The 26,526-nt window shown below is 50.8% G+C and carries 21 protein-coding genes; 13 read left to right on the forward strand and 8 right to left on the reverse strand.

Annotated features, from left to right (window positions below; genetic code table 11):
• Nucleotides 1-305: 305 nt before the first annotated feature.
• Both ribD and AC0QH1_RS25680 read left to right on the forward strand, forming a co-directional pair.
• A complete protein-coding gene (ribD, locus tag AC0QH1_RS25675) occupies nt 306-1,379 on the forward strand; it encodes a bifunctional diaminohydroxyphosphoribosylaminopyrimidine deaminase/5-amino-6-(5-phosphoribosylamino)uracil reductase RibD (RefSeq protein WP_324634304.1) in 1,074 nt (357 codons plus the stop codon).
• A 152-nt stretch (nt 1,380-1,531) separates the two neighbouring features.
• Nucleotides 1,532-2,248, forward strand: a complete 717-nt coding sequence (locus tag AC0QH1_RS25680) for a hypothetical protein (RefSeq protein ID WP_324634282.1) — start codon at nt 1,532-1,534, stop codon at nt 2,246-2,248.
• Nucleotides 2,249-2,405: 157 nt separating this feature from the next.
• On the opposite strand, the gene AC0QH1_RS25685 is transcribed toward AC0QH1_RS25680, so the two are convergent.
• On the reverse strand, nt 2,406-3,518 hold the full coding sequence (locus tag AC0QH1_RS25685) for a tetratricopeptide repeat protein (RefSeq protein ID WP_324634283.1): 1,113 nt from the start codon (nt 3,516-3,518) through the stop codon (nt 2,406-2,408).
• A gap of 179 nt (nt 3,519-3,697) precedes the next feature.
• Between AC0QH1_RS25685 and AC0QH1_RS25690 the strand changes: the two genes are divergently transcribed.
• Complete coding sequence (locus AC0QH1_RS25690; protein WP_324634284.1) at nt 3,698-4,027, forward strand: YbjQ family protein; 330 nt, start codon at nt 3,698-3,700, stop codon at nt 4,025-4,027.
• Here the strand turns inward: AC0QH1_RS25690 and AC0QH1_RS25695 are convergent.
• Nucleotides 4,011-4,166, reverse strand: coding sequence for a hypothetical protein (locus tag AC0QH1_RS25695; RefSeq protein WP_324634285.1), 156 nt, complete (start codon nt 4,164-4,166; stop codon nt 4,011-4,013). The genes AC0QH1_RS25690 and AC0QH1_RS25695 overlap by 17 nt on opposite strands.
• A 24-nt stretch (nt 4,167-4,190) precedes the next feature.
• Here AC0QH1_RS25695 and AC0QH1_RS25700 point away from each other — a divergent pair, with 24 nt between their 5' ends.
• Both AC0QH1_RS25700 and AC0QH1_RS25705 read left to right on the forward strand, forming a co-directional pair.
• Nucleotides 4,191-5,549 (forward strand): metallophosphoesterase family protein, encoded by a 1,359-nt coding sequence (locus AC0QH1_RS25700; protein ID WP_324634286.1) that lies wholly within the window; start codon nt 4,191-4,193, stop codon nt 5,547-5,549.
• The gene (locus tag AC0QH1_RS25705; protein WP_442957367.1) at nt 5,501-6,547 is read left to right on the forward strand and encodes a 5'-nucleotidase C-terminal domain-containing protein; all 1,047 of its coding nucleotides are present in this window, start codon (nt 5,501-5,503) and stop codon (nt 6,545-6,547) included. Before AC0QH1_RS25700 ends, AC0QH1_RS25705 begins: the two co-directional genes overlap by 49 nt.
• A gap of 323 nt (nt 6,548-6,870) precedes the next feature.
• Here AC0QH1_RS25705 and AC0QH1_RS25710 read toward each other — a convergent pair whose 3' ends face one another.
• The 6 genes from AC0QH1_RS25710 to AC0QH1_RS25735 all read right to left on the reverse strand — a co-directional run bounded on the left by AC0QH1_RS25710 (nt 6,871) and on the right by AC0QH1_RS25735 (nt 16,683).
• Nucleotides 6,871-7,935 carry a trypsin-like serine protease gene (locus tag AC0QH1_RS25710; RefSeq protein WP_324634288.1) on the reverse strand — a complete coding sequence of 355 codons (1,065 nt, stop codon included), beginning with the start codon at nt 7,933-7,935 and terminating at the stop codon, nt 6,871-6,873.
• A gap of 385 nt (nt 7,936-8,320) precedes the next feature.
• Nucleotides 8,321-8,671, reverse strand: a complete 351-nt coding sequence (locus AC0QH1_RS25715; protein ID WP_324634290.1) for a J domain-containing protein — start codon at nt 8,669-8,671, stop codon at nt 8,321-8,323.
• Between the two features lie 20 nt (nt 8,672-8,691).
• Entirely contained in the window at nt 8,692-10,362 is a 1,671-nt protein-coding gene (locus tag AC0QH1_RS25720; RefSeq protein WP_324634291.1) for a dynamin family protein, read from the reverse strand.
• Nucleotides 10,363-10,534: 172 nt separating this feature from the next.
• Complete coding sequence (locus tag AC0QH1_RS25725) at nt 10,535-12,616, reverse strand: dynamin family protein (protein ID WP_324634292.1); 2,082 nt, start codon at nt 12,614-12,616, stop codon at nt 10,535-10,537.
• Nucleotides 12,617-12,892: 276 nt separating this feature from the next.
• Nucleotides 12,893-16,516 (reverse strand): methionine synthase, encoded by a 3,624-nt coding sequence (gene metH / locus AC0QH1_RS25730; RefSeq protein ID WP_324634293.1) that lies wholly within the window; start codon nt 16,514-16,516, stop codon nt 12,893-12,895.
• Between the two features lie 35 nt (nt 16,517-16,551).
• Entirely contained in the window at nt 16,552-16,683 is a 132-nt protein-coding gene (locus AC0QH1_RS25735; RefSeq protein WP_324634294.1) for a hypothetical protein, read from the reverse strand.
• Between the two features lie 627 nt (nt 16,684-17,310).
• On the opposite strand from AC0QH1_RS25735, the gene AC0QH1_RS25740 reads away from it, so the two are divergent.
• The 8 genes from AC0QH1_RS25740 to AC0QH1_RS25775 all read left to right on the forward strand — a co-directional run bounded on the left by AC0QH1_RS25740 (nt 17,311) and on the right by AC0QH1_RS25775 (nt 26,021).
• A complete protein-coding gene (locus AC0QH1_RS25740) occupies nt 17,311-17,448 on the forward strand; it encodes a hypothetical protein (protein WP_324634295.1) in 138 nt (45 codons plus the stop codon).
• Nucleotides 17,449-17,908: 460 nt separating this feature from the next.
• Entirely contained in the window at nt 17,909-19,249 is a 1,341-nt protein-coding gene (locus tag AC0QH1_RS25745) for an NAD(P)-dependent oxidoreductase (protein ID WP_324634296.1), read from the forward strand.
• 123 nt (nt 19,250-19,372) lie between these two features.
• Nucleotides 19,373-20,050 carry a class I SAM-dependent DNA methyltransferase gene (locus AC0QH1_RS25750; protein ID WP_324634297.1) on the forward strand — a complete coding sequence of 226 codons (678 nt, stop codon included), beginning with the start codon at nt 19,373-19,375 and terminating at the stop codon, nt 20,048-20,050.
• A gap of 118 nt (nt 20,051-20,168) precedes the next feature.
• Nucleotides 20,169-21,095, forward strand: coding sequence for an isopenicillin N synthase family dioxygenase (locus tag AC0QH1_RS25755; RefSeq protein WP_324634298.1), 927 nt, complete (start codon nt 20,169-20,171; stop codon nt 21,093-21,095).
• 45 nt (nt 21,096-21,140) lie between these two features.
• Entirely contained in the window at nt 21,141-22,217 is a 1,077-nt protein-coding gene (locus AC0QH1_RS25760) for an alcohol dehydrogenase family protein (RefSeq protein WP_324634299.1), read from the forward strand.
• Between the two features lie 39 nt (nt 22,218-22,256).
• Nucleotides 22,257-23,360, forward strand: a complete 1,104-nt coding sequence (locus AC0QH1_RS25765; protein WP_324634300.1) for a mandelate racemase/muconate lactonizing enzyme family protein — start codon at nt 22,257-22,259, stop codon at nt 23,358-23,360.
• A 198-nt stretch (nt 23,361-23,558) separates the two neighbouring features.
• Nucleotides 23,559-24,299 (forward strand): sulfotransferase-like domain-containing protein, encoded by a 741-nt coding sequence (locus AC0QH1_RS25770; protein WP_324634301.1) that lies wholly within the window; start codon nt 23,559-23,561, stop codon nt 24,297-24,299.
• Nucleotides 24,300-24,341: 42 nt separating this feature from the next.
• Nucleotides 24,342-26,021, forward strand: a complete 1,680-nt coding sequence (locus AC0QH1_RS25775; RefSeq protein ID WP_324634302.1) for a sodium/proline symporter — start codon at nt 24,342-24,344, stop codon at nt 26,019-26,021.
• Nucleotides 26,022-26,526 lie beyond the last annotated feature (505 nt).

The following is a 26,526-nucleotide window of genomic DNA, read 5'->3' on the forward strand; positions in this document are numbered from 1 at the left end:
TAGGCTGGTCAGGTGGTTAGAAGTACAAGCCCCTGGCTTTAGACATGGGGTTGGTTTCTACGGAGTCCCTGACGTCAATCCTTTAGAAAGTTTAGAAAGAGGTGGGTAGATATGACAATTAGGGTGTTTATTTTAACTCTAACGCTGTTGCACCGTCAATCTTTCCGATACACTGAGGGATAAGCATCTTTGACAGCAGCAAAATGGAAAATTTGCCCGTGACTCCTCAAGCGCCAGGATTACCGAATCAAAACGCAAGCCCTTCAGACCCTAGCGATCGCGGCGGTGGTGACTTCGATCGCTCAATGATGCGGCGCTGCATAGAACTGGCGCGCCGCGCCCTGGGACAGACTGCGCCCAATCCCCTGGTGGGGGCGGCGATCGTCAAGGATGGCAAAATCGTGGGAGAAGGGTTTCATCCCGGGGCGGGACACCCTCATGCTGAAGTCTTCGCCCTGCGCGCGGCGGGGGAACAAGCCAGAGGAGCCACGGTTTACGTGAACTTAGAGCCTTGCAATCACTATGGACGCACCCCCCCTTGTTCCGAAGCCTTGATTGAGGCAGGGGTGGCAAAAGTGGTAGTGGGGGTAGTAGACTCCGATCCCCGGGTGTCTGGGGGCGGGATCGAGCGGTTGCGCGGTGCCGGAATAGAGGTCATCGTGGGGGTAGAAGAAGAAGCTTGCCGCAAACTGAATGAAGCCTTTTTTTATCGGACGCTCCACAATCGTCCGTTTGGCATTTTGAAATATGCGATGACTCTCGATGGCAAAATCGCCACCACCACCGGCCATAGTAGTTGGGTGACTGGTACAGACGCTCGCCATGAGGTTCATACCCTGCGGGTGGCTTGCGATGCGGTGATTGTGGGCGGCAACACCGTGCGTCGAGATAATCCCCAGCTTACCAGTCATCATACCGGGAACCACAATCCCTTGCGCGTGGTAATGAGTCGCAGGCTGGATTTACCACGGTCGGCGCATTTGTGGGAGGTGGAGGAAGCGCCGACCCTGGTGCTGACTGAGGGGGGAGCCAATCCCGATGTGCAGCAGCAGTTGATGAAGAAAGGGGTGGAAGTCATCGAGTTAACGCCCTTAACGCCTGCCAAAGCGATGGAGTATCTTTACGATCGCCAATTGCTTTCCGTACTTTGGGAATGTGGTGGGACTTTAGCCGCTCGCGCGATCGCTGAGGGAGCGGTGCAAAAAATTCTCGCCTTTATCGCGCCTAAAATCATCGGCGGTCAGTCTGCACCTTCGCCAGTGGGCGATTTGGGCGTCACGAATATGACAGATGCCCTAACATTAGAACGAATTCAATGGCGAACCATTGGCACAGACTGTGTGGTGGAAGGCTATTTAAGACCCCAGGAAAAAGGCTGAAGGATAAGCGATGAATGCTATCGGAAAAACTTAGGTTTGGCTATCAAAAATTGTGCGATAATTATTGATAAAGTTAAGCCTATTTTTTTTGCGAAAAAACATGTTATGCTTCAGATTTTATTATGGATAGACCCCTTTTTTAGCGGAACAATATGCTGCAAATTTTAGTGTGGAGCGTATTTGTAGGGAGTCTCGGAATGGAGGCAGCGATCGCTGGTGGATGGTTGCGCTGGCGACAGGTAATTTCCCTTGCAAAACAACAGGAGGAGGAAGAAATTTTGACGGATCATCAAAATAATCGAAAACTGACCACCGTACAGACCCCACCGGCATCATTGAGATCCACCGGGGAAACCGAGTCAAAGGCTTCTGCAACTGGAAACAGCGATCGGCAACTGACTCATTTCGCGGCGGTCCCCCCCCACTTAAAGACTGCGCCGGCAGAACCCTCGGGCAACTCCCAACTGGTAGAATTCGAGTACAAAATCGTCCGAGCGAATTTCGATTTATTTCGCGATCCCCAGGTGTTGCAGCGATTGTGCGAGGAAGAACAACAAGCGGGATGGACCTTGTTAGAAAAGCTCGACGATCGCCGAGTGCGCTTCAAACGACCGATCGCTTGGCGCAAAATGCTCAATTCAGAGGCGCTCAAATTCGATCCCTACCGCTGTCACTACGGACCGACCACCAGTTGGCTGAATCTGTTTGGGGCGATCGCCGCCGTCACCACAATGGTTTTACCGGCATATCTCGGCTATGTCTTGGTCGCCAACACCTTAGAGACAAAAAACCCCGCCCGAATGCCCCCCGCCACACCCACCGCACCGGTGTTCGAGCCTTCTTCACCCGAACCGCCCCCCATTCCCTAAACAAATCAAGCATCCACCATCGAAAATTCATGTCAAATGCGGTTGACAAACCTCGAGGTTTGTCAACCGCATTTGCTATGACCCATAGCAAATGATGCTTTGACCCGCTAGTTATGCCATTGGACCGCCTCTTGTAGAGAGGTAATGAATCGCGTCTTTAGTCTTCCAGTTCCTCCAGGAGGGCCTCAACTTTTTCCAAACCTTCCGCATTGTCTTGCTCCTCGTAGAGGTCGCGCGCGATATTTAACTGGTCGATCGCCTCAGAGATGCGATCGCGCCCTTGGAGTGCCAAAGCGAGATTATAATAAGCCTCTGCATTATCCGGAGCCATTTCCAGGGCGCGACGATAAGCCACAATCGCCTGTAGAAATTCTTGCCGATCGAGATGGATCCCGCCGATCGCCACATGGGGTTCCACCAATTCGGGTTCCAAACCCGCCGCGCGATGATAGACATTCAGGGCCTCATCCAACTCGCCGCGATCGTGGAGGAGCTTAGCGATCACGAGCTGTAACTGTGCATTGCGCGGTTCGAGTTCCACCGCTTGCTCGAACATCGCCAGGGCGCGATCGCTGTCTCCCTGAGCCAGAAATGCCGCCCCTAAAATGCGCTGCACGCTGCTTTCACGCGGGGCCAACTCCACCGCCTGTTCCAGGGCCGCGATCGCCTCATCCACCCGTCCCTGCTGCAGCAGTGCGGCACCGATGGACTCATACGCTTGCCAGTATCTCGGATCCTGACTGGTGACCTGCTGATAAACCCCTAGGGCTTCCTCATACTCTCCCTGGCGCAGCAGAACCACCCCGAGACCGATATGGGCGTTAAAATTCTCCGGATCCAATTGCGTCGCTGTGCGATAAGCCATTTCGGCGGCTTCGTTATCTCCCAAATTCGCCAAACTGTAGCCGAGGGCATATTGGAAATCCGCATTGTTGGGATCCAAGGTAACCGCCTGTTGATACGCATTCGCCGCCGCCTCAAAATTTTTCTGCGTCGCTTGCAAATAGCCAATCCCGGAAAAAATTCGCGGGTTTTCGCCATCTAAATTGGCAGCCGTTAAATACACTTGGATCGCGGCGGCATAATCCCCCGCATCCACTAATTCCCGCCCCTCGCGCAACAACTCGTTCACGTCGCGATCGCGCTCGGCGGTATTTTGCGCCACCTGTGCCATCAGACGGGGTAATTGGGCACCCACCGCCACCGACGGGATGAAGGCAATTGACCCCAATAAAAAGAGGCTGACGCCAAAGGAAATCTGCTTTTGCACGGCCTAAACTCTCTCCTGTTGCTATCCTAAATGAGTATTACCATCAAGTGTTCCCATCACCGGGACTTGCAGCCGTATCCAACCCCCTACCGTTTAGGGAAACAGCTTCGGGGTGCCACGGTTGCCCCTCCGGCGAGGGGAAAGGAGCCACTGGGTATTTTTTCGCGTGAGAACAAGGTATGATTTTAACAACAACTGATGTCATTCAAGATGCTGTGGTCGAATCTTATTTAGGTGTAGTCACAGCAGAAGTGGTTTACGGGAGCAATGCCCTGCGCGATTTTTTTGCGGGGATTCGCGATATGATTGGCGGACGCACCGGGAGCTATGAAGAGGTCTTTCGCAAAGGACAGCTTGAAGCGATCGCCGAACTGGAAAAACGCGCCCAAAGCTTAGGCGCTAATGCCGTGGTCGGCATCGAAATCGATACGGGCACCATTAACGTGGACGATCGCGGGGCACTACTGCTGATTACCGCCACAGGTACGGCGGTCAAGTTGCAGCAATAAACCCCCGACCGGTGACGGCGGGCAGAGGATCCGTAGGAGTGGAGCGATCGACTGCCCAGCCGGGAGTGGCGATCGCGGGAAAGACCCATTGACCTGACGAATCGAAACTGTTACATTGAGCCACGATAACAGAATCCATCAAACTCATTGGAATACCGAAACAATGGCTCTCACCCTGCAAATCCTGCACGCAGCGGACCAAGAGGGCGGCATTGAGGCTCTCGAAGATGCCCCTCGCTTTTCCAGCGTCCTCAACGCTCTGCGTTCTCAATTTCCCGATCGCACCCTGACCCTAACTTCCGGAGATTTATACATTCCCGGTCCATTTTTGGCAGCCAGTAGCGATGATTCCTTGGGCGACATCTTAGGTCGAGAAGGTCCAGGACGCGGCGATATTGTGATTAACAACGCCTTGGGGTTTCAAGCCGCCACCTTTGGCAACCACGAATTTGACCTAGGCACCAGTACCGTCGCCTCCCTGTTGGAAACAGACGGCGACTATCCCGGCACCGCCTTTCCTTACCTGAGTGCTAACCTCGACTTGAGCACCGATAGCAATTTAGCCGAATTCGTGGTTCCCGACGGCGGACCGCCCCAACCGAACAGCATTGCCAAAAGCGCTGTGATTGAAGTTCAAGGGCAACCTATCGGAATTGTGGGGGCGACCACCCCGCTGTTGGACAGCATCTCGTCACCGGGGAATGTGGGGGTTTCCCCTGCAGATCCCAACAATTTCGATGCCCTGGCGGCTACCATTCAACCCTCGGTGGATGCCCTTAGCGCTCGAGGCATTAACAAGATTATCCTGCTGTCGCACATGCAGCAGATTAGCGTCGAACAGGAACTTGCCCCTCGCCTGCGGGATGTGGATGTGATTATCGCTGGGGGATCCAACACCCTGTTGGCAGATGCTACCGATCGCCTGCGCGTCGGGGATGCGGTGGAAGGTCCCTACCCCATCCTGCAAACCTCCGCCAGCGGCGAACCGGTGGCGATTATCAATACCGATGGAAACTATAAATATGTCGGTCGCTTAGTGGCTGACTTCGACGAGAATGGGGTTCTGATTCCCGGCAGCATCGACCCGAATGTTAGCGGAGCCTACGCCACGGACGAAACCGGCGTCATCCAAACCGGTAACGTCCCTGCAGATCCGAAAGTGGTGGAAGTGATTGGGGGCTTGCAAGGGGTCATCGCCACGAAAGACGGGAATACTTTTGGTCGCAGCGAGGTATTTCTCAACGGCGATCGCGGCGACACCCGCACCCAAGAAACCAATCTCGGCAATCTCACCGCCGATGCCAATTTGTTTGCCGCCCGCCAAGTGGATCCGAGCGTGGCGATCGCGATTAAAAATGGGGGGGCATCCGTGCCTCGGTGGGGGCCGTCAGTACCGCCAGCGGCGCTGACGCCGCAGTGGGGGAAAAAACACCACCGCGAGCAAATCCGATTGCCGGCAAGGAAGCTGGGGAAGTGTCCCAACTCGATATTGAAAATGCCCTGCGATTCAACAACGAGCTGAGTTTGCTCACCCTCACGGCACCGCAACTGCGGCAAGTTATCGAATATGGTGTGGCAGCTACAGAAGCAGGGGCAACTCCGGGTCAGTTCCCGCAAGTGGGCGGTGTCGAGTTTAGCTTCGATCCCGCTTTGCCCCCCGGACAGCGCGTTCGTTCTCTCTCCCTGCGTGACGAATTGGGCAGCGTTACTGATATTGTGGTGGAAAACGGCCAATTGGTCGGCGACCCCAATCGCTCTTTCCGCATCGTGACTTTGAGTTTCTTGGCGGATGGCGGCGATGACTATCCTTTCCCGGAGTTTGAAGCAACCTCGAACCGCGTGGATTTAGTGCCAGAAGGGGTGGATGCGGGGTTCGCTACGTTTGGTACGGAGCAAAATGCCCTGGCGAATTATCTGGCGGCGATCGGCTCGTTCGGCGCTGCAGATGTGGAACCAGCCCAAGACCAGCGGATTCAAAACCTCACGGCACGCAGCGATACGGCTCTCGCTTCGGAATTCTTTAACTTAAATAATGGCGATAATGTCTTTGCCTTTGCGCCGGGACTGCTCGCAGGGCGTGCCGGTGGTTTGCGCGCCCTGGATGGTAACGATGTGATAACCGGTTCGGTGGGTGCTGACACCATCAACGGCAATCGCGGGAACGATAATCTTGTCGGTGGTAGCGGCGACGATCTGCTCTTCGGGGGCCAAAATAATGACCGGATCGATGGCGGCGAGGGCAACGATCGCCTGTTCGGAGATTTAGGAAGCGACACCTTAATCGGTGGCTCTGGTGGCGATATCTTCGTCTTGCGCCCAGGTGGCGGTGGCGATGTGGTGATTGATTTTGAGAATGGCGTGGATTCTTTGGGATTGGGCGCAGGCTTGACGTTCGCACAACTCTCGATCGCCCAAGGTGAGGCGGGAACCTTAATCTCGTTGGGCGAAGAAGTTCTCGTTACTCTCAATGGCGTTTCCGCTAACTTAATTGCGGCTGAGAATTTCACCGCGATCGCATAGCCAATCTGAAATCCGCCTGTCAAACGTCTGTTTTAAATTAGCCCTTGTCATGCGGGCACCGTTGCAGACCAACGCCCTACCCGTCTCGGGTGCGGGGCTTTTTTTAGTCCTACACTTTTTCCCGAAAAATATACAAATAAAAAGTAGGGATGCGGCATGCCGTGTCCCTACCGTCTATGGTACTCGCGATAGATTTTTGAAAATTGTTAGAATTAAACCAGCGGAGTGATAATTGTTTATTTCGCAGGGGATATCCATTTATCCCAGAGGGTTTTTCAAACGCAGGCCAAGTATGTTTAATGGCGTGAATCGCTGGTTCATTTTCACCAGCGATCGCTCTCTTGCAAGGGTTCCTTACCGTGGGATTTTCTGGTGCCAAACGCTCCCAAGCCGAATAACAATAATCCAGCAACCAAAGAGGGTTCGGGGATAGAAACCTTCCTCGGCTTGGTGGGCCTGTACTTGTCGTTCAAAACTCCGTCGATCCAACTGGAATAGAATGAGATCCGCGTATCGAATCCCAGCTCTCCGTAAGACGAATTTACCTTATCGTCCACATCGGTGGGCAGTTTTCCGACGCCAAAGGATGTCACCCCAACAATATTGCCCCAAAAATCAAACGTCGGTCCCCCCGCATCTCCGGGAGCCGCCATACTTTCCAATTTTCCCAATCCTAAATGTTTGAGGCCAAACAGATAACCCGAGGCATCGTTTTCCGGGGTGCCATTATCGAAATCATACCCCAATAAGTTCAATTGTTCCTGTCCGAAAATCGCGTCATAGGTGTTGATGCCAAGGCGCAGCTTGCCCGCATTGCCCTCAGCTCCTTTGTCGCCGCTTCCGGTTTGACCGTAACCGGTTCTGGTGAAAAAACTGGTTTCCAGGTAGCGATTGATCTTGTATCGGCGAATCGTCTCATCGGCGCGATCGCCTAGTTTGAGAATTGCCAAATCGCCCCCATAGAAAACGCGATCGTGACCTTGCCAGTCTTCGTGAATAAAATAGTCGGAAACCAAGAAATTGGCATGGCTGGAAAATGTTGCCTCCACCCGATGGGCGATCGCATTTCCCACATCGTCTGTGAGACACTGCGCCGCCGTTAAAATGTGCCACCCGGTACCTAACAAGGCACCGGAACACCCCACATAGCCATTTTGTGTATTAATTCTTAACTGGGCCACGCCATTAAAAAACGGCGTGGAAGAGATGTCTGCGCGATCGCTCTCCCCCACCGGGGTGAAAAACGGCTGAGTTTCCCCCGCCAAAACCACCGCATGGGCTGGCTTGGACACCATACAGGTCACCAGCACCCCCAAGGCAGAAGTCAGGGTCGCAAACCACCCCGACCTCAGAGCGCGTTGCCACTGTTGTTTGAAATTGCGTTTCATATTTTTTAAACTATCGGCAAAACAACACTTCTATTTTAAGTGTTTCCACGTAAACCTGACGGGCAGTTTGGCAAAAAGTTTCCCCCCACCCCCGTATTAACACGGCATCAACCCCTGAAATGCAGGCAGGCGCGGGAAATCCTCCCTTCGCGGAAAAACTGACCCTGCAAGGGTAGGAGCCGATGCCTGCCTTTCCCAAGGGCTGCAGCAATCGGTAGGCAATGCCCATCTTGACAATTTTCTGTCAAAAAAACAATCAAAAGCCTACTTTCATACAAAATATAAAAGTAGGCTTGTCGCCGTCTGTACGGCTTTCTAGCCTACAGGAACCTGTGGTGCGCTACGGTGACTTTTCGTGGGCATTGCCCACCATTTTTATATAAAATCACCGAGGAAGTTTGCACAATACGCGGTAGGCTTCGTTAATCTCGATAAATTTAGCTTGAACTTTGCGCTGCAATGGAGGATTGTGGGCGAAAAAATCCGGATGCCACTGTTTCGCTAACCGCCGATAGGCTTGTTTCACCTCCCCTAGAGAAGCATCGGGTTGCAGTTCGAGAATCTGGTAGAATCGGCGATATTTTTCATCAGTAACGGATGCACTCGCTCCGGGGGAAGAATGAGAAGAAGACCCCCGGCTTTCCCTTTGGGAGTAGGGAATTTTTAGCTGCTCTTTGAGCTGTTGCAATTCGGCTTCAATTTCCCAGGCGCGAAATTTATCCTCTACGCTATCCATTGTAGTTTTCTCCTGTGGGTTTAATCCTCGGCGAATTGAGTGGCCAAGGCGTTGATTTCGGCATCGATATTTTGCACTAAGCTGTTTAAATATTCAAGATAATTCTGCTGGGTGGAAAGGTTTTCTGGGGCTGGAGTAATTTGCAACCGAATGGCGGTTTCGGCGATTTTCTCATAGGGAGATAGACTGGCAAATGCCGCTTCGCTAAAGCGGGTTAAATATGCTTTTGCGGCTGCGGTATAAGCTGCTCGAACTTGCGCTTGATAGGCATTTAACGAGTTCGCCTTTTCTTTAGCAGAAGAGCCGCTTAACAAATAAGACGCACCGCCCACCACGGCGGCTCCCATCGGTCCGCCCACCATCCAACCCACTCCTGTCGCCAGGGCGATGGGCGCAAGTCCTCCGGATTTATTAACAGATGCCGGCGGTTGGGGTAAAATCACTTGGGGCGCTTCGGGAAAGGGTATTTCTAATCGACCCGGGTGTGGGGTTTGAAAAAATTCGCAGCCTTTATCAAGCCACTCAACCAGTTGGGTTTGATACGCTTCCACTGTGGGTTTGAACTGTTGGTTTTCCCAGGTGATAAATTCTCCTTTTTCCAGCGCCGTTGCCAAATCGGTTTGATAGCGCTCTAACAGTTTGGGTAGGTAAAGCCAGTTTTGAAAATCGGAACTGCTGCTGGAGAATCCCTGTTTTATCAGTTTTTCCGCTTTTTGTTGAATTTCGGTTTTATGGTGGCGCTGGGTTTCGCGGGCGTCTATCTGTGCTTGGAGGGCTTGTTTTTTGTCCTGCAAAGACTGGAGAATTTGGGTGGCGATCGCCTGCACTCGTGCAAAGCGAATCGCCGCTTTTTCCCGTTGCACGGCGACGATCTGTTGCAGCGCCGATTCAAACCCCGCCAATCCGCTGGTTTGTGCGGCGGCGGTATCTCCTTTCAGTCTCGCTCTTAACGCGGGTAATGCATCTACGCGATACAAATTACTCATCCCATCGGGTAAATTGCAGCGAAAACTTTTCGCCACAAACCGCATCCGATTGGAGACTTCTTTTTGTTCTTCGGGTTCGAGTAAATTGAGAAAGTTAATAACAAAAACTACCGTGGTTATTCCTCGCTCCCACAACCACTCTCGCAGGTTTTCTCGCTCGCTTAAGGTCATCAATTTGCGCCCGTCGAGGACTTGGAGGATTAAATCGGCACCGAGCAATTTATCCCGCACCAAGGCATCTTGCGCGTCGCGATCGTTGGTTCCGGGTAAATCTAAAAATTCCACCCCGGTTTTGAGCAGCGGGTGCGGAGAAGTCACCGTCACCGCCGCCACATCTTCGCGCATTCTGCGGTTCTCGTTGAGAATGGCATAGTCTTTAAGAATTTGGGTGCCGGATTGACAAAGGGTTCTGCCATCGGTTAGGGTAATTGTGGTGGAAAGCGACTCGCCATAGCGAACCGCGATCGCCGCACCAGTGGTGGGAATTAAATCGATGGGCATTGCTTTTTCCCCCAGCAAGGCATTGAGTAACGTTGATTTGCCGTAATTAAACGGACCAAAAACGGCGATTTTAAAGGTGGGATTGTCTAAATAATCGCCAATCGCGATCGCGTCTCGATACAGTGCCGATTCCCTATCCAGTTCCAGCAAGCCCACGCTCGCTTTCAAGTCCCGGGAAATATTTTGATAAATTTCGGTTTGCATGGTTTTTTATCCAGAATTGAGAAAAATAATGCTAACAAAAAGCGGCGAAAAAAGCGGTGAATTAAAATTGCGCCGAGGCAAAAGCTTGCGTCCGCCAACGCGGACGATTTGACTCGTTTCCCCCTGGGGGGAAACGCCGATTCCGAGGCGGAGTCTCCCCCAGAATCAAGGATTAGGAAACCGCCTTGATAAACCCTTCATACAAGGTTTCGATATGGCGAGATTCAGCTACAACCTCCTCTTCTAATGTTTGCAGTCGTTCCAACTCAGCACTGCGATTAATTTCGTGAGTTTCCTTTTGCTCAATGAGATTATCTAACTCTGCTTGGCGAGATTGGATATCATCATTCATGCGATCGCTCACTTCTCGTTCGTAAACGTCAAAACATTCTTTCACCGCATTGTAAACGGTTTGCCATTGCTCCTGTGCCACGTGGGGCAAATGCTTCACCAATTCTTTTTTCGCCGCTTTCACCACTTCTTTGCGCGCACCATCCGCTTGCACCAGTCCCACGCCTAACCCGAGTAAGGCTAAACCCACCGGTCCCATCAGCGCCGCCGCCGGAAATACGGACACGATAATCCCACTAATTCCGATAACGGTAAAATAATTGAGCAGAATGCTTTTCCAGTCGAAACCGGCCCCCGCCATTGCCACACCGGCGAGGTTTCCGCGCGCCAGGGAAAACAATCCCATCGCCCATTTTGCCCAAGCGGGGGAGCTGTCTTCCCCTGCGCTAGTGCTGAGGGGTTGCACTTTCTGTCCGGTGAGTTTTTCGGTGATTTTGTTCGTAACTTGGTTGTAATCCGCCCCATATTGCGCCGCGCTGCGCGACAGTTGCAAGAAGGCGGTATTCATTTCTGGTTCGGTTTGCCGACTCCATTCGGCTAATTTATCGTTAATATATTGCTCGAAGGCTTGCATCAGGGCGTCTTCAAATTCTTGGCGCTTGCCGGCATTGATGAAGTCCAAGAAGTTCAAGTTGGGTTGATAGTGCAAAAAATCCGATTCAAAGGTTTTGTCTAAGTTAAGCAGATATTGGCGAAACGAATCGGCGATCGCCGTGGCTTTTTGGTCGCGCAGGGACAGAATTTCCCCTTGGAATTTATCCCGAATTTCGGTCAGTTTTTGGAATTCCGGTTCCACGGAGGCGATGCGTTGTTTTAAGCGGTCCGCATCTTCCCCGAGTAAGGGAATCCGACGGGCGATCGCTTCTCGCACGTGATGCTCAGCTTGCCTTGCTAGGGTTTTGCTCTGTCGCAATTCCGACACTCCCCGTTCTTTGGTTAAATAGGTATTCAGCGCCGCCATAAACTCCGGAAATCCCGTGCCTTCTAACGACCCAGACGGCTCTTTTATCCGGCGGCGCAGGGCGTTTAAGGAAGAAATCTCGAATACTCGTTCGTCGTAAATATCTTCCCCTTCTATCTGACAATATTCTGCCAGATTGGCTTGAAATACGCGCCGCAATTTATATTCGGCTTCTTCTAATTCTTCCTCATCCTCCGGGTCGATTAAGCTTTCTCGTACTTGGTCCCAAGCGTTAATCAAAAAGAAGACCGTCAATCCTCGGCCTTTGATATAATTTTCTAGGTAGCGCCGTTCTCCCAGGGTACAAGGTTGGGAAGCTCGCAACACGAATAAAATCGCGTGGCAATTATTCACATATCCTAGGGAGAGTTCGTTGCGCGCTTCCGTATCGTTTAACCCGGGACTATCCACAATTTCGATTCCCTTTTCCAGCAAGGGTAAGGGATATTCCACTACGGCATAATCTACGGTGGGAAAGGCTTGCTTTTTCTCGCGTTCTAAAATTTTTGCCTCGGCGGGGTCGATGGTGTAGTTGCGCTTAAACTGTTTGAAATCCACAGTTTCGGGTTCGGTTCCATCATTGAAGTAAATGGTCACTTTCTTTTCCGAACCGTAGCGCAATACCGTGAGCAATGCGGTACAGGGATTGACATCGCTGGGCAGTAATTTTTCGCCGATTAAGGCATTGAGAAAGGTGCTTTTGCCCCGTTTCATGTCCCCTAACACTAGCAGCCGAAAAACGCCTTTTCGCAAGTTGTTGCTCGCTTTGGCGAGGTCTTCGATTTCCCGGTTTAATCCCAGTTGTCCGGAGTTGGTTTTCGCTTGAGATTCGGCAAGGGTGAGGGTTCCTACGATGCTGTCTAGCCCGTTGGCAATTTCAGCGCGAAATGTGGCAACGCGATCGAGATCCTGGAGAAAGTTCGCTGTTTCAATTTTGGCCATTATAGTCGCTCTACTGAATTGGATTTGGGGGAAGGCTGGAAATTCAAATGGGAGTCTAGTAGGGTGGGCACCGCCCACCAGACGATGTTATTTTTTAGGTGTAACCTACTGGGTTGTAAATTGGCAAGATAAAGACATAATTTTTTATCAAATCACATAAAAATTTAGAGAAGTTTGGAAAACGTACAGAAGGCGTGGGGGCGATCGCCACTCAACAGGGAAAAGGTTAACCCATCCCGGGGAGGGGGTGGAACAATTGCCACCCCCGGGAATTAATTAGGTACTGAAGTATTTAGCAACCGGGTGATAGGTGATGAGCGCGGTGGTAGATTGTTCCGGATAAAGCTGTTCGCTTTCATCCATGTACATATTAATGCGATCGCATTGCAACAAGTCCAATTGCTTGTACTGGTCCTGCATATTCGGGCAGGCGGGATAGCCGAAACTGTACCGAGAACCGCGATAGCGCTGCTGCAAAATATCGCGCATATTATCCGGTTCTTCCGCACCAAATCCTAATTCCTGACGAATCCGAACGTGCAACCATTCTGACATCGCTTCTGCCGTTTGCACTGCCATGCCGTGATAGTACAAATAATCCGTGTATTGGTCGGAATCGAACAGACTTTTTGCGAACTCGGTGGCAACTTCACCCACCGTCACCGCAAGCATGGGAAACACATCCACAACGCCGCTATCTTTCGGCGCGAAGAAGTCAGCAATACACAAGCGGCGTCCGGATTTTTGGCGCGGAAACTCAAATTCTGCCGCCACTTTTTTGGGTTGGGCCTTGCTTCCGCCGTTCATTTCTTCCGGATCGTAGACGATTAACGTATTCCCTTCCGACTGACAGGGGAAATATCCATAAATCGCCTGGGGATACAACAGATTTTCATCCAGGATGCGCTGTTTCCACTGTTCTAAAATCGGATACACCGTTTCGGCGAGAAATGCATCGTATTCCTCGCGCGATTGGTTTTTCGGCTTGCGGAATTGCCATTGTCCCACAAACAGAGCTTGCAGGTCGAGATAAGGGAATATTTCCGCTAACGGAATATCTTCCGGTTGTAACACTTTCGTGCCCCAGAATGGCGGCGTGGGGCGAGGGATATCCACATCCACCGCTTCGGACCGCCGGGTATCCACCACTTCCGGTTCGGCGGGTTTTTCTTCTGCTTTTTCCGCCTCGGTTTGAGACGTAACTTTGCCGTTGCCGTCGCTGGTTGCGGGGGCTGCACTGGCACCGTTTTCGTCTGCTTCATCTAAGAAGCCTTTCAGGTCATCCCAGTTGCCGCCGGATTTTGCGGGCATTAATTTGTCCATGAAATGCAAATCCGAGAAGGCATCTTTGCCGTAGACGACTTTACCTTGATAGGCATTTTGGCAATCTTGGTGGACGAATTTCGGGGTGAGTGCTGCACCGCCGAGAATCACGGGAACGCTAATTCCGCGTTCGTTAAAGGTTTCCAGGTTATCTTTCATAAAGGCGGTGGATTTCACCAACAAACCGCTCATGGCAATGCAGTCTGCTTTGTGTTCTTCGTAGGCATCGATGATGTTTTCCACCGGCTGTTTGATGCCGAGGTTGACCACGCGATAGCCGTTGTTGGTGAGGATGATATCCACCAGGTTTTTGCCAATATCGTGAACGTCTCCTTTGACGGTGGCAATCACCACGGTGCCTTTGGCATTGTCGCCGGATTCTTCTTTATCCATGTAGGGTTCGAGATAGGCGACGGCGCTTTTCATGGTTTCGGCGGATTGCAACACGAATGGGAGTTGCATTTGTCCGGAACCGAAGAGTTCGCCGACGACTTTCATGCCGTCGAGGAGGTATTTGTTGATGATATCCAACGGCGGATGTATCTCCAAGGCTTTGGCGAGGACATCTTCTAATCCGATGCGTTCGCCGTCGATGATATGTCGTTTGAGCCGTTCTTCTACGGGCAGGTTTTCGTCCACGCCGCGTTCGCGTTTGGTGGTTTTGCCTTGGAACAGTTCGGTGAGTTTGGTTAGCGGGTCGTAAACGCAAACATCTCCTTCGTATTTGCGGCGATCGTAAATCAAATCGCGGCAGATTTGTTGATGTTCGGGGTCGATTTTTGCTAGGGGCAAAATCTTGCTGGCGCTCACAATGGCGCTATCCAATCCCACGGACATGGCATCGTGCAGAAACACGGAGTTTAGCACTTGACGGGCGGCGGGATTTAAGCCGAAGGAGATGTTGGACACGCCGAGGAGGATATGACATCCCGGGAGTTCTTCTCGCATCCGGCGAATGGATTCGATGGTGGCTTGACCGTTTTTGCGGTCTTCTTCGATCCCGGTGGAGATCGGTAGGGCGAGAGGGTCGAAAAATATTTCGTGGGCGGGAATGCCGTAGGCGATCGCATCGCGGTACGCCCGGGCGGCAATCTCGAACTTTTTCTCTCCAGTCCGCGCCATCCCGTCTTCGTCGATGGTTCCCACCACCACACCGGCCCCGTAGCGCTTGGCTAATTCTAGCACTTTATAAAATCGCGGTTCGCCGTCTTCGTAGTTGGTGGAGTTCAGCAGGCATTTACCGCCGGCTACTTTTAACCCCGCTTCCATTTTCTCCCATTCGGTGGAGTCGAGCATCAAGGGCAAGGGCACGTTGGTCACTAAGCGCGATACCAGTTCGTGCATGTCTCGCTCGCCGTCGCGTCCCACGTAATCTACGTTGACGTCGAGAATGTGGGCACCTTCGCGCACTTGGGATTTGCCCAGGGCCACCAGTCCATCCCAGGCTTCTTCGTTGAGCAGGGTGCGGCACTTCTTGGACCCGCTGGCATTCAGCCGTTCTCCGACAATTAAGAAGGAGTTGTCTTGTTCGTAAGGTTGGGCGCTGTATATGGACGCGGCTGCTGGAGTATAGTGTAAGGGGTCTCGGGCAGGCGGTTCCCCTTCCCCATCCCAAACTCGCACGGGACGCGGTTTTGGCTTCAGGCTTTTGCCAATTTCTGCCAGTTGTTCGATGTGGGTGGGTCGCGTCCCGCAACAGCCGCCAATCACTTGCACGCCTAAGTCTTCGATAAAGTGCATCAGCGCCATTTTTAGTTCGATGGGCGTCAGCTTATAGTGGGCTTGACCGCCGACGTTTTCCGGCAAGCCTGCATTGGGAATACAAGACAGCACAAAGGGGGAGTTTTCCGACAGATACCGAATGTGTTCTTTCATTTTATCCGGACCGGTGGCGCAGTTGAGTCCGAGGATATCGATCGGATAAGGTTCGAGAATGGATAGCGCTGCACTAATTTCGGATCCGACTAACATGGTGCCCATCACTTCCATCGTGATCGAGACCATCAGGGGGAGGCGTTGTCCTTTTTTCTGGAAGACTTCTTCAATGCCGTTGAGTGCGGCTTTGATTTGCAGCACGTCTTGGCAGGTTTCGACAATCAGGAGGTCCGCCCCACCATCGAACAGTCCTTCGGCTTGTTCGCCAAAGGCTTGCTTCATGGTATTGAAATCAATATGTCCCAGGGTCGGCAGTTTGGTGCCCGGTCCGATGGATCCAGCCACAAATCGCGGTTTTTCTGGGGTGGAATATTCGGCGGCGACTTCTTTGGCAATCTCGGTGGCGGTTTTGTTGAGATCGTAGGCCCGATCGCCAATATCGTATTCGGCAAGAACGATGGAGGTGCCGCCAAAGGTGTCGGTTTCTATGACGTCGGCACCCACTTCGAGAAAGCCGCGATGCACTTTTTTCACGGCTTCCGGGTTGCTGTAGACCAGGTATTCGTTACAACCTTCGTAGTGTTTCCCGCCAAAGTCTTCCGCTGTCAAGTTTTGGAATTGCAAGCTGGTGCCCATCGCGCCATCGAACACGATGACGGGGCGTTCTGGACTGTGCAGGTGTTCGAGAAAACGACTTTTCATAGCAGCACGCAGATATGGTTAACCTCCTGTTTAGTTTATCCTATTGTGCGTTCGTTTCTCGGGGTCGAAGCGATCGCCAAGGATTCTTTTCCTGCCAATAATGCCTCGGTTTTCCTTTTCTGCTGCCGCGAATTCTCGCGATCGCCAATTGCCAATAGGGAAGCCATTGGATTTTTATTGATTTTTTTCTGGGGTTTTGGTATAATAACCAGAATTAAAATTGTGCCGGTTCGAGCAAAAGAGCGGTTCTTTTTCACTTAACTCTTGCATTGGTTGCAACCGCTTTCCGAACATACATCTCTTTTTGGTTATCTAGTAATTGAAAGAAAGTTCCGGTCTATTACATTCAATCAATCGATTCTCAGCCTCAGCAAACAAGCCATTTCGGTCTAATATCAAGAGGCTTTGTATAAAAAATATCCCTATCCCCGATCGCCTCTTCCATCGGATCGCTTTGCAACATACTTACTTCCCGCCATAAATATAAAATATGGCGCCATTGTTATACTTAAAGGAGTCCCCAAAACTCACTTTCGGTGCGATCGCTTTCCTTGAGGCTCCGCCCGCAGCGGTGGATCCTCAAGGTCAGGGGGTTGCCTAACAGGGGCGCGCGAGCAGCCAATTTCGGGTTGCAGTTATAGGATACTAAAGGTGCGGATTTGTCAAGTAACGCGATCGCAATTGACATCATAACTTTTCCTTTTCTCGATCCAATTTTTTAGCTGTTGCAAGCACGATCGGCTTAACTTTGCAGTGCATTTGCCCGTTTAACAGTTTTTGATGGATTTTCTACCATGCCAGGATCCATCGGTGGGGCGATCGCGGTGGCCAAATTGGCTACAGTGTCAATTGATTTGGCTACAGTGTCAATTGATTTGGCTACACCTGTGAACAAAACAGGGGCGATCGTGGTTGCTGTGCCCCCATCCTGACCCAAGATGTCAGTCCCGGTTGCCCCCGACAATCCCAGGCGATCGTCTGGGTGGCACCCTGGGTTTTTACGGGAAGAAATCCCTGGAAGCTAGACTATATATAGTTTTCATCTCTGCCATAAGCTGACAAATGCAGCACATCTGTGTTAGTTTTCTGGTGAGTCAGTGGGAAATCACGGGGAGAAGGGGCGGTGTAAAGAAATGTTAAAATCAACCCGATGGCCAGGGAGAAAGGAAAAAAAACTGGATGAAAATTCCGTGAGACCATTGAGGGATAAGAGATAGAGCCAACTCAAAAAAACTCAGTAGTCCAGGCTTGACAAACCCAAAAATCGGGCCTAAACTAACTTAGGCAATATATGAGACAGGTATCCGACCGAAAATGAAACCGATATAAGGTGATGGAACGAGATTCTGGGACAGAATTATCGAAACGATCGCCAATCAAATCAGCAAACAGATGAATACTCTTACCAAAGTCGCCTTCATTGGCACGGGTGCGATGGGTCGCCCCATGATCTTCAAACTCTTAGAGAAGGGCTATCCGGTTCAAGTGTACGACAAATATAAAGAAGCCGCAGACACGGTGGTGGCGGCGGGAGCTATCTGGACCGATACTCCCGCAGAGGCGGCGCGGGGGTGCGGGGTGGTCATCACCTGTTTGCCCCTACCGCATCACGTGTTGGAAAATATGTTGGGGGAAAACGGGGCGATCGAAGGAATGCAGCCAGGATCCACCTGGATCGACACCTCCACCACGGATTATCACAATACGAAATACATCGCCGGGGTAGCGGCGAAACGAGGCATTTATAGTTTAGAAGCACCCGTGAGCAATCTGTCCCACATGGGGGTGGATTTTGCCAATGTCAGCTTTTATGTTAGCGGGGATAGAGAAGGGTATGAATTAAGCAAAGATGTTTTAAACACGATGGGCCAAATCTCGTTTTTTGTTAACGAAAATATCGGCAAAGCTCAAACCGTCAAACTGCTCACCAACTTGCTGTTTTATACCGGAACTATCTTAGTGGGGGAAGTGTTGATGGTTGCCTACAGAAATGGCATTCCTCTGCACTGGATGTGGGATTTTATCCGCGCTTCCAGAGGATGCAGTTTTGTGGCGGAACAAGTTTCTCCCTTCATCTTAGATGGCAGCTACGATCGCTCTTGTACCTTAGAAATTACCGTCAAGGATACGGACCTAACGGTGAAGTTGGCAGACGAACTGAATGTGCCGATGCCCATCGGTAGAATCGTAGAAGAACGATATCGCCAAGCCGGGGAAAAATACGACCAGCAACTCGGTCACGTCACCGTAACAAAGTTGATTGAAGAAGAAAACAATCTGCGATTGAGAGTGGTTGGATTTACCGCCCCCTCTCCCTATGGAGCCAACCCCAATTACGTCCATTCCAAAACCTTAGTCGAAGACCGATATGGGCGCATCAAACCCTTGCCCTATCAACTCCACTACGACCCCCCACCATCCTATGATTTGGCTGCGGAGTTAGTAGAACTGGCAGAAACTCTGACCGAGTTCATGGCCTATGTGAATTATGTCATCCTCCAAGAAGCCTATCAGTTAGGAAAAAATATGGGATTAAGCAGAGCGCTGCTAACCGATGTGGTACGATGGAGTTGTGGAACCAGTTGGGTGTTCGATAATGAGGGATACTATCAGCCTGACCCCCGAATTGTGAGGAAAATTAAGCAGATGGATTTGGGCAGAAATGCCATAATCCCTTACATGACCAAAATGATTGATGCCTTATTAGAAGAACCGATGAGGCAGGTGGCTTAACCACAGAGCGAGTCAGCATTGATACGGGCGCTTTTGAATTGGACAAGCTGCTGCTGGGTTTACCCCGGGAAGTAGCGCAACACAAAAAGCACAAACCAGTCAAACAAAGTTGGGACGCAAAGGATGATGAATCAAGCTGTAAAAACTCAAACCACTGAAAGTTTTGATGCCATTAAAGAAGCCCATAATTTGTCTGGCGACTCGGGAAAAATCGGCGAGTATTACGACAAATGGTCTGGGGCTTACGATCGCGATGTGTCCAACGAGGCATATGCCGGTCCGGAATACATTGTCAATTATTTTGCCAGCCTGAAAAGCGATAAAGGAACCGTGGATTCGGGCGATCGCGATCTGGAGATTCTCGATGCCGGTTGCGGCACCGGTTTGGTGGGAATTTTCCTCAAGCAAAAAGGGTATCGCAACGTCGATGGGTTTGACTTGTCCGACAAAATGGTGGAAAAAGCCCAAGCCACCGATGCCTATCGAACCCTCAACGGTGGCATCGATATGACCCAAAAAAATGAGGTGTATAAAGACAACCAATACGATGCAATTTTGTGTTGCGGCGTGTTTACCCTCGGTCACGTACCTCCTGACTCGTTGTCAGAGCTGATTCGGATTGCCAAACCGGGCGGCTTGATAGTGGTCAGCACTCGGAAAAGCTACTACGACAGCACCGATTTCCAAGCGGTTTGCGATCGCTTCGTCGCCGAAGGCAAAGTGAAGCGAGTGAGCAACCAAATGGACGGTCCGTATATTGCCGAAGAAGGCGCTCACTACTGGGCGTTTGCCGTATGCTAACTTCCTAGAAAAGCCAAAGCGAGAATCCGGGAGAAGGAGTCATTGATTGACTCCACTCCGAATGCTTCTCCCCAACGCAACTCTTTTGTCGTTCTTACCCCACCCTCTCCATAAAGTTATGAACACCCTACCGATTATTTCTTTATCCGAGCTACAAAAAGCCAGCGATCGCGAAATCAAACGTCTCTACGATGTCTGCTACGAACATGGCTTTTTCTATATCAGCGAACATGGCATTTCCCCCGAACTCATCCACCGCACCATTGCCGCCTCCCGCAAATTTTTTGAACTCCCAGAAGCGGTCAAACTCAACTACGCCCAAGACTATCAAAAAGTTTACCCCAAAAACTCCCGGGGTTACATTCCATTGTACGGAGAATTTCTCAACGCCAGTGGAGCTGACCCCAAAGAAATTTTCGATTTAGGGTTAGAAAGACCCCTCTCGGATAAACCCTTTACCGGTCCGACAGTCATGCCCGACGACAGTGTGGCTCCCGAATTTGCCAGCTCGCACTATCAGCTCCAAAATGAAATAATGACAAAGGTTCTCCCTAACTTGCTTAAAGGGTTAGCCTTAGCGTTAGGCTTAGAGGCCAATTGGTTCGATCGATACTTTACCGACCCCATTTTAATCCACCGGATGATTTATTATCCCGCAGACTTTGGGCAAGCGGGCAAACATACCGATAACGGAATTTTTACCATTTTAATCCAAGAATACCTTCCCGAGCCTTCTTTGCGCGTGCATACGAAAGAAAAATGGATAGATGCCCCCTGCCTAGAAAATGCATTTGTGGTCAACTTAGGGGATATGTTGCAACTGTGGACGAACGGGTTATTTGTTAGCACACCCCATGAAGTCATTCACAATCACTGCAACACCACCCGCATTTCATTCCCCTTCTTTGTCTATCCGAATATCGATACCATCATCGAACCGTTTAACACAGATAAAAAAATCAGTTCCAAAGAAGTAATGCTCGAGAATTTCGTCTCGATTTGGGAAACCAAAGAAGGAGGAGGCAGAGCCAAAGAATTAGTCTAGTGAGTTGGGGAGAAGACCGTTTTCTGGCGTGGCAAATAACACAAGATGACACAGTTAATGAATGCCGTGCTTCTCACTGGATATGGGGGAGTGGAAAAACTGGAATATACCCAAGTCAAAAAACCCGTTCCCCAAAGCGGAGAAGTATTGATTAAAGTGGGGGCTTGTTCGGTCAACAATACCGACATCAATACCCGTACAGGCTGGTATGCCGCAGATGAAGGCTTTCAAGAAATCCTGCAAGATACGAAGAAAAACGAGGCGGAAAAATCCACCGGCTGGTCGCAAACTGGCATCGACTTTCCCAGAATACAAGGTGCGGATGTTGTCGGGAAAGTGGTAGAACTCGGTTCCGATGTGGAAGCTAGCCTGCTGAATAAACGGGTAATTGTTGACCCCTGGATTCGGGGAGAAAGCCCGGAAAACTACAAATATGTGGGCAGTGAATTGAATGGAGGATTTGCCGAATATGTGGCCATTCCGGCGACGAACGTTTACCCGATTCATTCATCCCTGTCTGATGCGGAATTAGCCACCATACCTTGCTCTTATTCTACCGCAGAAAATCTGCTGACCAAGGCCAGGGTAGAGGCGAAAGATACGGTGTTGATTATGGGGGCTTCTGGCGGGGTTGGCAGTTCGGCGATTCAGTTGGCTAAAATTCGCGGGGCAACCGCGATCGCAATTGTCGGACCGAATAAAGAACATCTGGCGCAACAATTAGGTGCCGATTATGTTTATCCGCGCACTGATGGATTGGCATCAAATTTGGCGCGCCATCACATCAGCGTCTGCGTGGATGTGGTGGGCGGAGACTATTTTGAGGTAATTTTCAAAGCCTTGAGCATCGGCGGACGATATGTGACAGCAGGGGCGATCGCAGGTCCACTGGTTTCCCTGGACTTGCGGGATTTGATTTATAAAGATGTGGAAATGAAAGGGGCGACCCGCCTGGAAGCCGAAGTATTTCAACGCTTGGTCGGCTATATCGACCGAGGGCTGCTCAAACCCCAAGTGGCCAAAGTGTTTCCCCTCAGTGAAATCAAAGCGGCCCAGAAGTTTTTTCAAAGCAAACGCTTTTTCGGTAAAGTTGCGATCGTCCCTGATAGAACCAACCCTTAACCCCTCACCCTACAACTCCAAAAATTCCCATTCAATTCAATGAAAATTACTCGAATTTCTGTCTATCAAATTACCTTAACCCTAGAGCATCCTTACTGGCTATCCGGCGGTCGATTGTATTTTGACAAACTCGATTCTACGATAGTTGCGATCGATACCGACGAAGGAATCCGAGGATGGGGGGAAGGATGCCCCTGGGGTTCCACTTATTTACCCGCTTTTGCCCGGGGTGTGCGGGCGGGAATTGAAGAACTCGCCCCGCAACTCCTCGGACTCGACCCCAGACGCACGGATTTTATCTATCGGACAATGGATATTGCCCTCCCCGGTCATCCCTACATTAAATCCGCCTTGGATATGGCCTGTTGGGATATCCTAGGAAAAGCCACAAAACTCCCGCTTTGCGAACTATTTGGCGGACGTTTAGACCACCCCATTATTATCCAAAATTCCGTGCCCACCGGCACCCCAGAGGAAATGATTGAATCGATTAAACGGGGTCAGCAAAAAGGCTACACTATCCATAGTTGTAAAATTGGAGCCGATGTGGCGCTAGACATCGAAAGAATTAAAGCGATTGGTGCTTATTTACCCGCCAATGAAAGCGCCACGTTTGATGTGAATCGAGCCTGGTTGGTAGATGAAGCCATGCGGGTGATGAATGCGGTGACCGACCCTATCTTTTATTTCGAGCAGCCTTGCGAAACCTATGAAGAATGCCTGAAAGTGCGGCGCGTCACTTCGCATCCGATTATTCTCGATGAATGCATTCAGCGCTATGGCGATGTAGTGCGCGCTCAAGCCAATGGGGCTTGTGAGGCAATTGGCCTGAAAGTCGGTCGTGTGGGAGGCTTAACCAAAGCCAAGCGAATCCGCGATTTTTGTATAGAAACCGGCATTCGCATGAATATTGAAGAAACCGGCGGAAGTGTCATTGCAGACACGGGAGCCGCACATCTGGCTCAAGCGACTCCCGAAACCTTTTTGCGCGCCACTTGGTTGTGCCACGATATGCTCACGGTAGATACCGCTACAGGTGGGGCGCGCAATCAAGGGGGCAAAACCTTTGCGCCAGAAGCACCGGGACTGGGTGTAGAGCCGAAACTGGAGGTTTTGGGTAAGCCGATCGCAGTTTATGAATAGAGCGTGGCGTCCTGGAAGTGAGTTCTGTCTTCTTTATCTGCTGCAGAAAAAGTCACCGACGCTGATAGAAATTCCTCCACAAGGTAGATGCCTTTAGGGCAGAATCTCTTTCTTCGTCCGCCGCCCCACTCGATCGACGGACGAAAGGCTTATTTTTCCCCAATTTAATGGCAAGCATAGGAAGGAATTACCTAACTAATGGACAAAATTTTAGCATTGTGGGCAGTGCCGCGATCGACTTCCACTGCATTTGAGTGTATGATGCGCGAACGCGGCGATTTTTGGGTTTTCGACGAACCGTTTGGTTTATCTTATTATTACAGCGAACAGCGGCGCAATACCACCCGTTACCCGGATATCCAACCCAATCCCGAATATAATTTTAGTTCAATATTAACCTGGCTAAAGCAAGCGTCGCAAAAGCAGCCGGTTTTTATGAAAGACATGGCCTACTATGTCCCTCATCTCGCCGGAAACGCAGATTTTTTGTCTCATTTTCACCATACCTTTCTCATCAGACATCCAGCTAAAAGCTTGCCCTCCCTGTTTGCAAGGTGGCCTGATTTTACCTTAGAAGAAGCCGGATATGCCGAACTCTATACCCTCTTCCAACAAGTGCGGGAAAACAGCGGCACGGTCCCCATCCTGATTGACTCGGACGATTTGGTGGCAAAACCGATAGCAACGGTGAAAGCGTATTGTAATGCCGTGGGCATCCCCTTCATCCAAGAAGCACTTTCATGGAACTCTCGCGTCAGACCGGATATCAATCAATGGGAAGGCGGATGGCATACTTACGTCCAGTCCAGCCGGGGCTTCCAGGAACGGAAAGATAAAAAATATACAAACATACAGGGTAACGCCCATCTGGAGCGGGCGTATGAATTTTGTCTGCCTTATTATCACAAGCTCTACCAATGCCGACTGTCGGTGGAGTAAGACTGGTTTTTGTATAAAAATCGCCCTTGTGAGAATCGGTGCGTGACGCCCGCAGGCAAGTCGGTGCGTGACGCCCGCAAGCAAGTGAGCGATCGCGCCCTGGATTGGGTGGCGGGCGTCACGCACCCTACCGGATCTGCGCGCGATCGCCACTCTCCCCGATTTACTCCCGGAGGCCACTTTGCTGAAACCTTGGGTCTCAGTGGCGTTACCCAAGTTTTTATGCTAAAGTGGGTTAATCTTTTTCACCCACTTGTAATTTTTTATCCAACAATGGAATCTTTAACGACAATTGCCAGCTTTTCAGTTTTTCTGGTCATTTTCTTATGGATAGGCGCGATCGCCGCTAAAGCTTCCGACAATACCGAGAGCGATTACTTATTGGGAAATCGCTCCTTTGGCAAGGTCTTCATCGGACTGAGTGCAGGGGCCACGGGAAATAGCGGTTGGATTATGGTGGGCGCTGTAGGAACGGCCTACACGATGGGTATTTCCTCCCTACTGCTGCCGATCGCCTACTTTTTGGGCGATATTACCTTCTGGAAATTTTTTCCCGATAAAATCAACAAACTTTCCCTAGAAAAAGACTCGCAAACCGTTCCCGAATTACTCGGATCCACTGCAAAAAAACCCCAAGGGAAGCGACTTATTACCTTCATTGTGGCGGCGATTACCGTGGTATTTATTGGCGCTTATACTTCCGGCCAATTTGCCGCTGCCGCCAAAACCCTGGATGTGTTTTTTGGCGTGAACCCTATCATCGGTACGTTTATCGCAGCAGGTGCGATTCTCGTGTACTGCGTCACTGGCGGTTTGAGAGCCTCTATTTGGACCGATGTGGTGCAGGCATTTGTGGTGCTATTTGTCTCATTTGGAATGCTCGCAGTCGCGCTGAATGCTGGGGGTGGCGTGTCCGCAATTATCGAGAACTTAAATGCGATCGACCCGCAATTGACCAATTTCACCGCTGGATTCACTCCTTGGACGTTACTGCTTTATATCGTTGGGTTTTTCTTTTTCGGCTTCGGGTTTGATATCTCCCAGCCCCAAGTATTGGTTCGCTTGCTGGCGAGTCGCAGTCCCCAGGAAGCCAAACAAGCGCGCTGGGTGTATTTAGCCTATGTCTATTCTACCTGGACGGCGATGGTTTTATTTGGCGTCATTTCTCGAACATTAATTACCACCATTGACGATCCGGAACAGGCGTTACCTTACTATGCCATGCAAACATTTAATCCCTTTGTGGTGGGAATCGTTTTGGCTGGCGTATTCTCCGTGATTGCTTCTACTGCAGATTCCCAGCTTCTGGTTTGCTCGAGTGCCCTAGCGCGCAATATTTGGCCGTCTTTCTATCAAAAAATGGCTCGCAGATATGGGGTGAAATACGAGCAAGCCATGACCTTGATTGTGGGCATTTTAGCGGCGATCGCCACCTTGAATCTCTCCACTACTGTGTTTTCCCTGATTTTATTTGGGGTGGGAGCGGTGGCGGGTTCCATTGGTCCTGCGATGCTGATTATTTTAATCCAAAGACGCACCAATTATCGGGCGCTGAGTGCGATGATGATCGCCGGATTGCTGACCACCATCGTTTGGCGAGTTTTGGGATATTCTGAGGTTCTGTACGAGATTCTCCCCGGGTTTGTGGTGGCATTGTTGGTGCATGAGCTGTTAATGCACAGTGTTTTTCAATCCGGGAATCACCCTGGTGCCTCAAGGTAAGCTCGCATCAAATCGTTTGTCAATCGTGCTCCATTGGTGGTTTCGGGGTTTGGCAACTGCATCGGGCGACAATTAACTGAAATTCACGCAGAAAAATAAACGAGTAAACGAGTCAGGGCTTACGCACCGACCTCACGGGTAGGTTGAGCAATCAGTGACCCACCCTACTCCCTGACCTCCCCACTCAAACCCCGCGAGGCGATTGCCCCGGCGATCGCCTCGCAACCCCTGGGGCAATCTCCCCGAAATCAAAAATAGAAATATTAAAAAAAAATAAAATTGGCGATCGCGGTCAAAAAATAGAGGCTAATTTTCCGTCAATCCCTTATTCTGACTTAGATAGAGCTAACTCACGCGATGGGGGTGACGATCCCTTGACAAAGCCGAAAATTGACGGTAGTATTAGTCTCGGCTATGAATCAGATTGGGGTCAGGGACTCCGTAGAAACCAACCCCATGTCTAAAGCCAGGGGCTTGTACTTCTAACCACCTGACCAGCCTAAAC

This window comes from Phormidium sp. CCY1219 (genome assembly GCF_055795085.1).

What these genes read in the sequence shown, in the direction of transcription:
- AC0QH1_RS25710 (WP_324634288.1), bottom strand. Translation starts at nt 7,935, where the DNA reads ATGAAACGCAATTTCAAACAACAGTGGCAACGCGCTCTGAGGTCGGGG.
- AC0QH1_RS25695 (WP_324634285.1), bottom strand. Translation starts at nt 4,166, where the DNA reads ATGGATTCTGTTATCGTGGCTCAATGTAACAGTTTCGATTCGTCAGGT.
- AC0QH1_RS25725 (WP_324634292.1), bottom strand. Translation starts at nt 12,616, where the DNA reads ATGGCCAAAATTGAAACAGCGAACTTTCTCCAGGATCTCGATCGCGTT.
- AC0QH1_RS25765 (WP_324634300.1), top strand. Translation starts at nt 22,257, where the DNA reads ATGAAAATTACTCGAATTTCTGTCTATCAAATTACCTTAACCCTAGAG.
- AC0QH1_RS25690 (WP_324634284.1), top strand. Translation starts at nt 3,698, where the DNA reads ATGATTTTAACAACAACTGATGTCATTCAAGATGCTGTGGTCGAATCT.
- metH (WP_324634293.1), bottom strand. Translation starts at nt 16,516, where the DNA reads ATGAAAAGTCGTTTTCTCGAACACCTGCACAGTCCAGAACGCCCCGTC.
- AC0QH1_RS25700 (WP_324634286.1), top strand. Translation starts at nt 4,191, where the DNA reads ATGGCTCTCACCCTGCAAATCCTGCACGCAGCGGACCAAGAGGGCGGC.
- AC0QH1_RS25750 (WP_324634297.1), top strand. Translation starts at nt 19,373, where the DNA reads ATGATGAATCAAGCTGTAAAAACTCAAACCACTGAAAGTTTTGATGCC.
- AC0QH1_RS25735 (WP_324634294.1), bottom strand. Translation starts at nt 16,683, where the DNA reads ATGGCTTCCCTATTGGCAATTGGCGATCGCGAGAATTCGCGGCAGCAG.
- AC0QH1_RS25745 (WP_324634296.1), top strand. Translation starts at nt 17,909, where the DNA reads ATGAATACTCTTACCAAAGTCGCCTTCATTGGCACGGGTGCGATGGGT.
- ribD (WP_324634304.1), top strand. Translation starts at nt 306, where the DNA reads ATGATGCGGCGCTGCATAGAACTGGCGCGCCGCGCCCTGGGACAGACT.
- AC0QH1_RS25715 (WP_324634290.1), bottom strand. Translation starts at nt 8,671, where the DNA reads ATGGATAGCGTAGAGGATAAATTTCGCGCCTGGGAAATTGAAGCCGAA.
- AC0QH1_RS25740 (WP_324634295.1), top strand. Translation starts at nt 17,311, where the DNA reads ATGCCAGGATCCATCGGTGGGGCGATCGCGGTGGCCAAATTGGCTACA.
- AC0QH1_RS25720 (WP_324634291.1), bottom strand. Translation starts at nt 10,362, where the DNA reads ATGCAAACCGAAATTTATCAAAATATTTCCCGGGACTTGAAAGCGAGC.
- AC0QH1_RS25680 (WP_324634282.1), top strand. Translation starts at nt 1,532, where the DNA reads ATGCTGCAAATTTTAGTGTGGAGCGTATTTGTAGGGAGTCTCGGAATG.
- AC0QH1_RS25760 (WP_324634299.1), top strand. Translation starts at nt 21,141, where the DNA reads ATGACACAGTTAATGAATGCCGTGCTTCTCACTGGATATGGGGGAGTG.
- AC0QH1_RS25755 (WP_324634298.1), top strand. Translation starts at nt 20,169, where the DNA reads ATGAACACCCTACCGATTATTTCTTTATCCGAGCTACAAAAAGCCAGC.
- AC0QH1_RS25770 (WP_324634301.1), top strand. Translation starts at nt 23,559, where the DNA reads ATGGACAAAATTTTAGCATTGTGGGCAGTGCCGCGATCGACTTCCACT.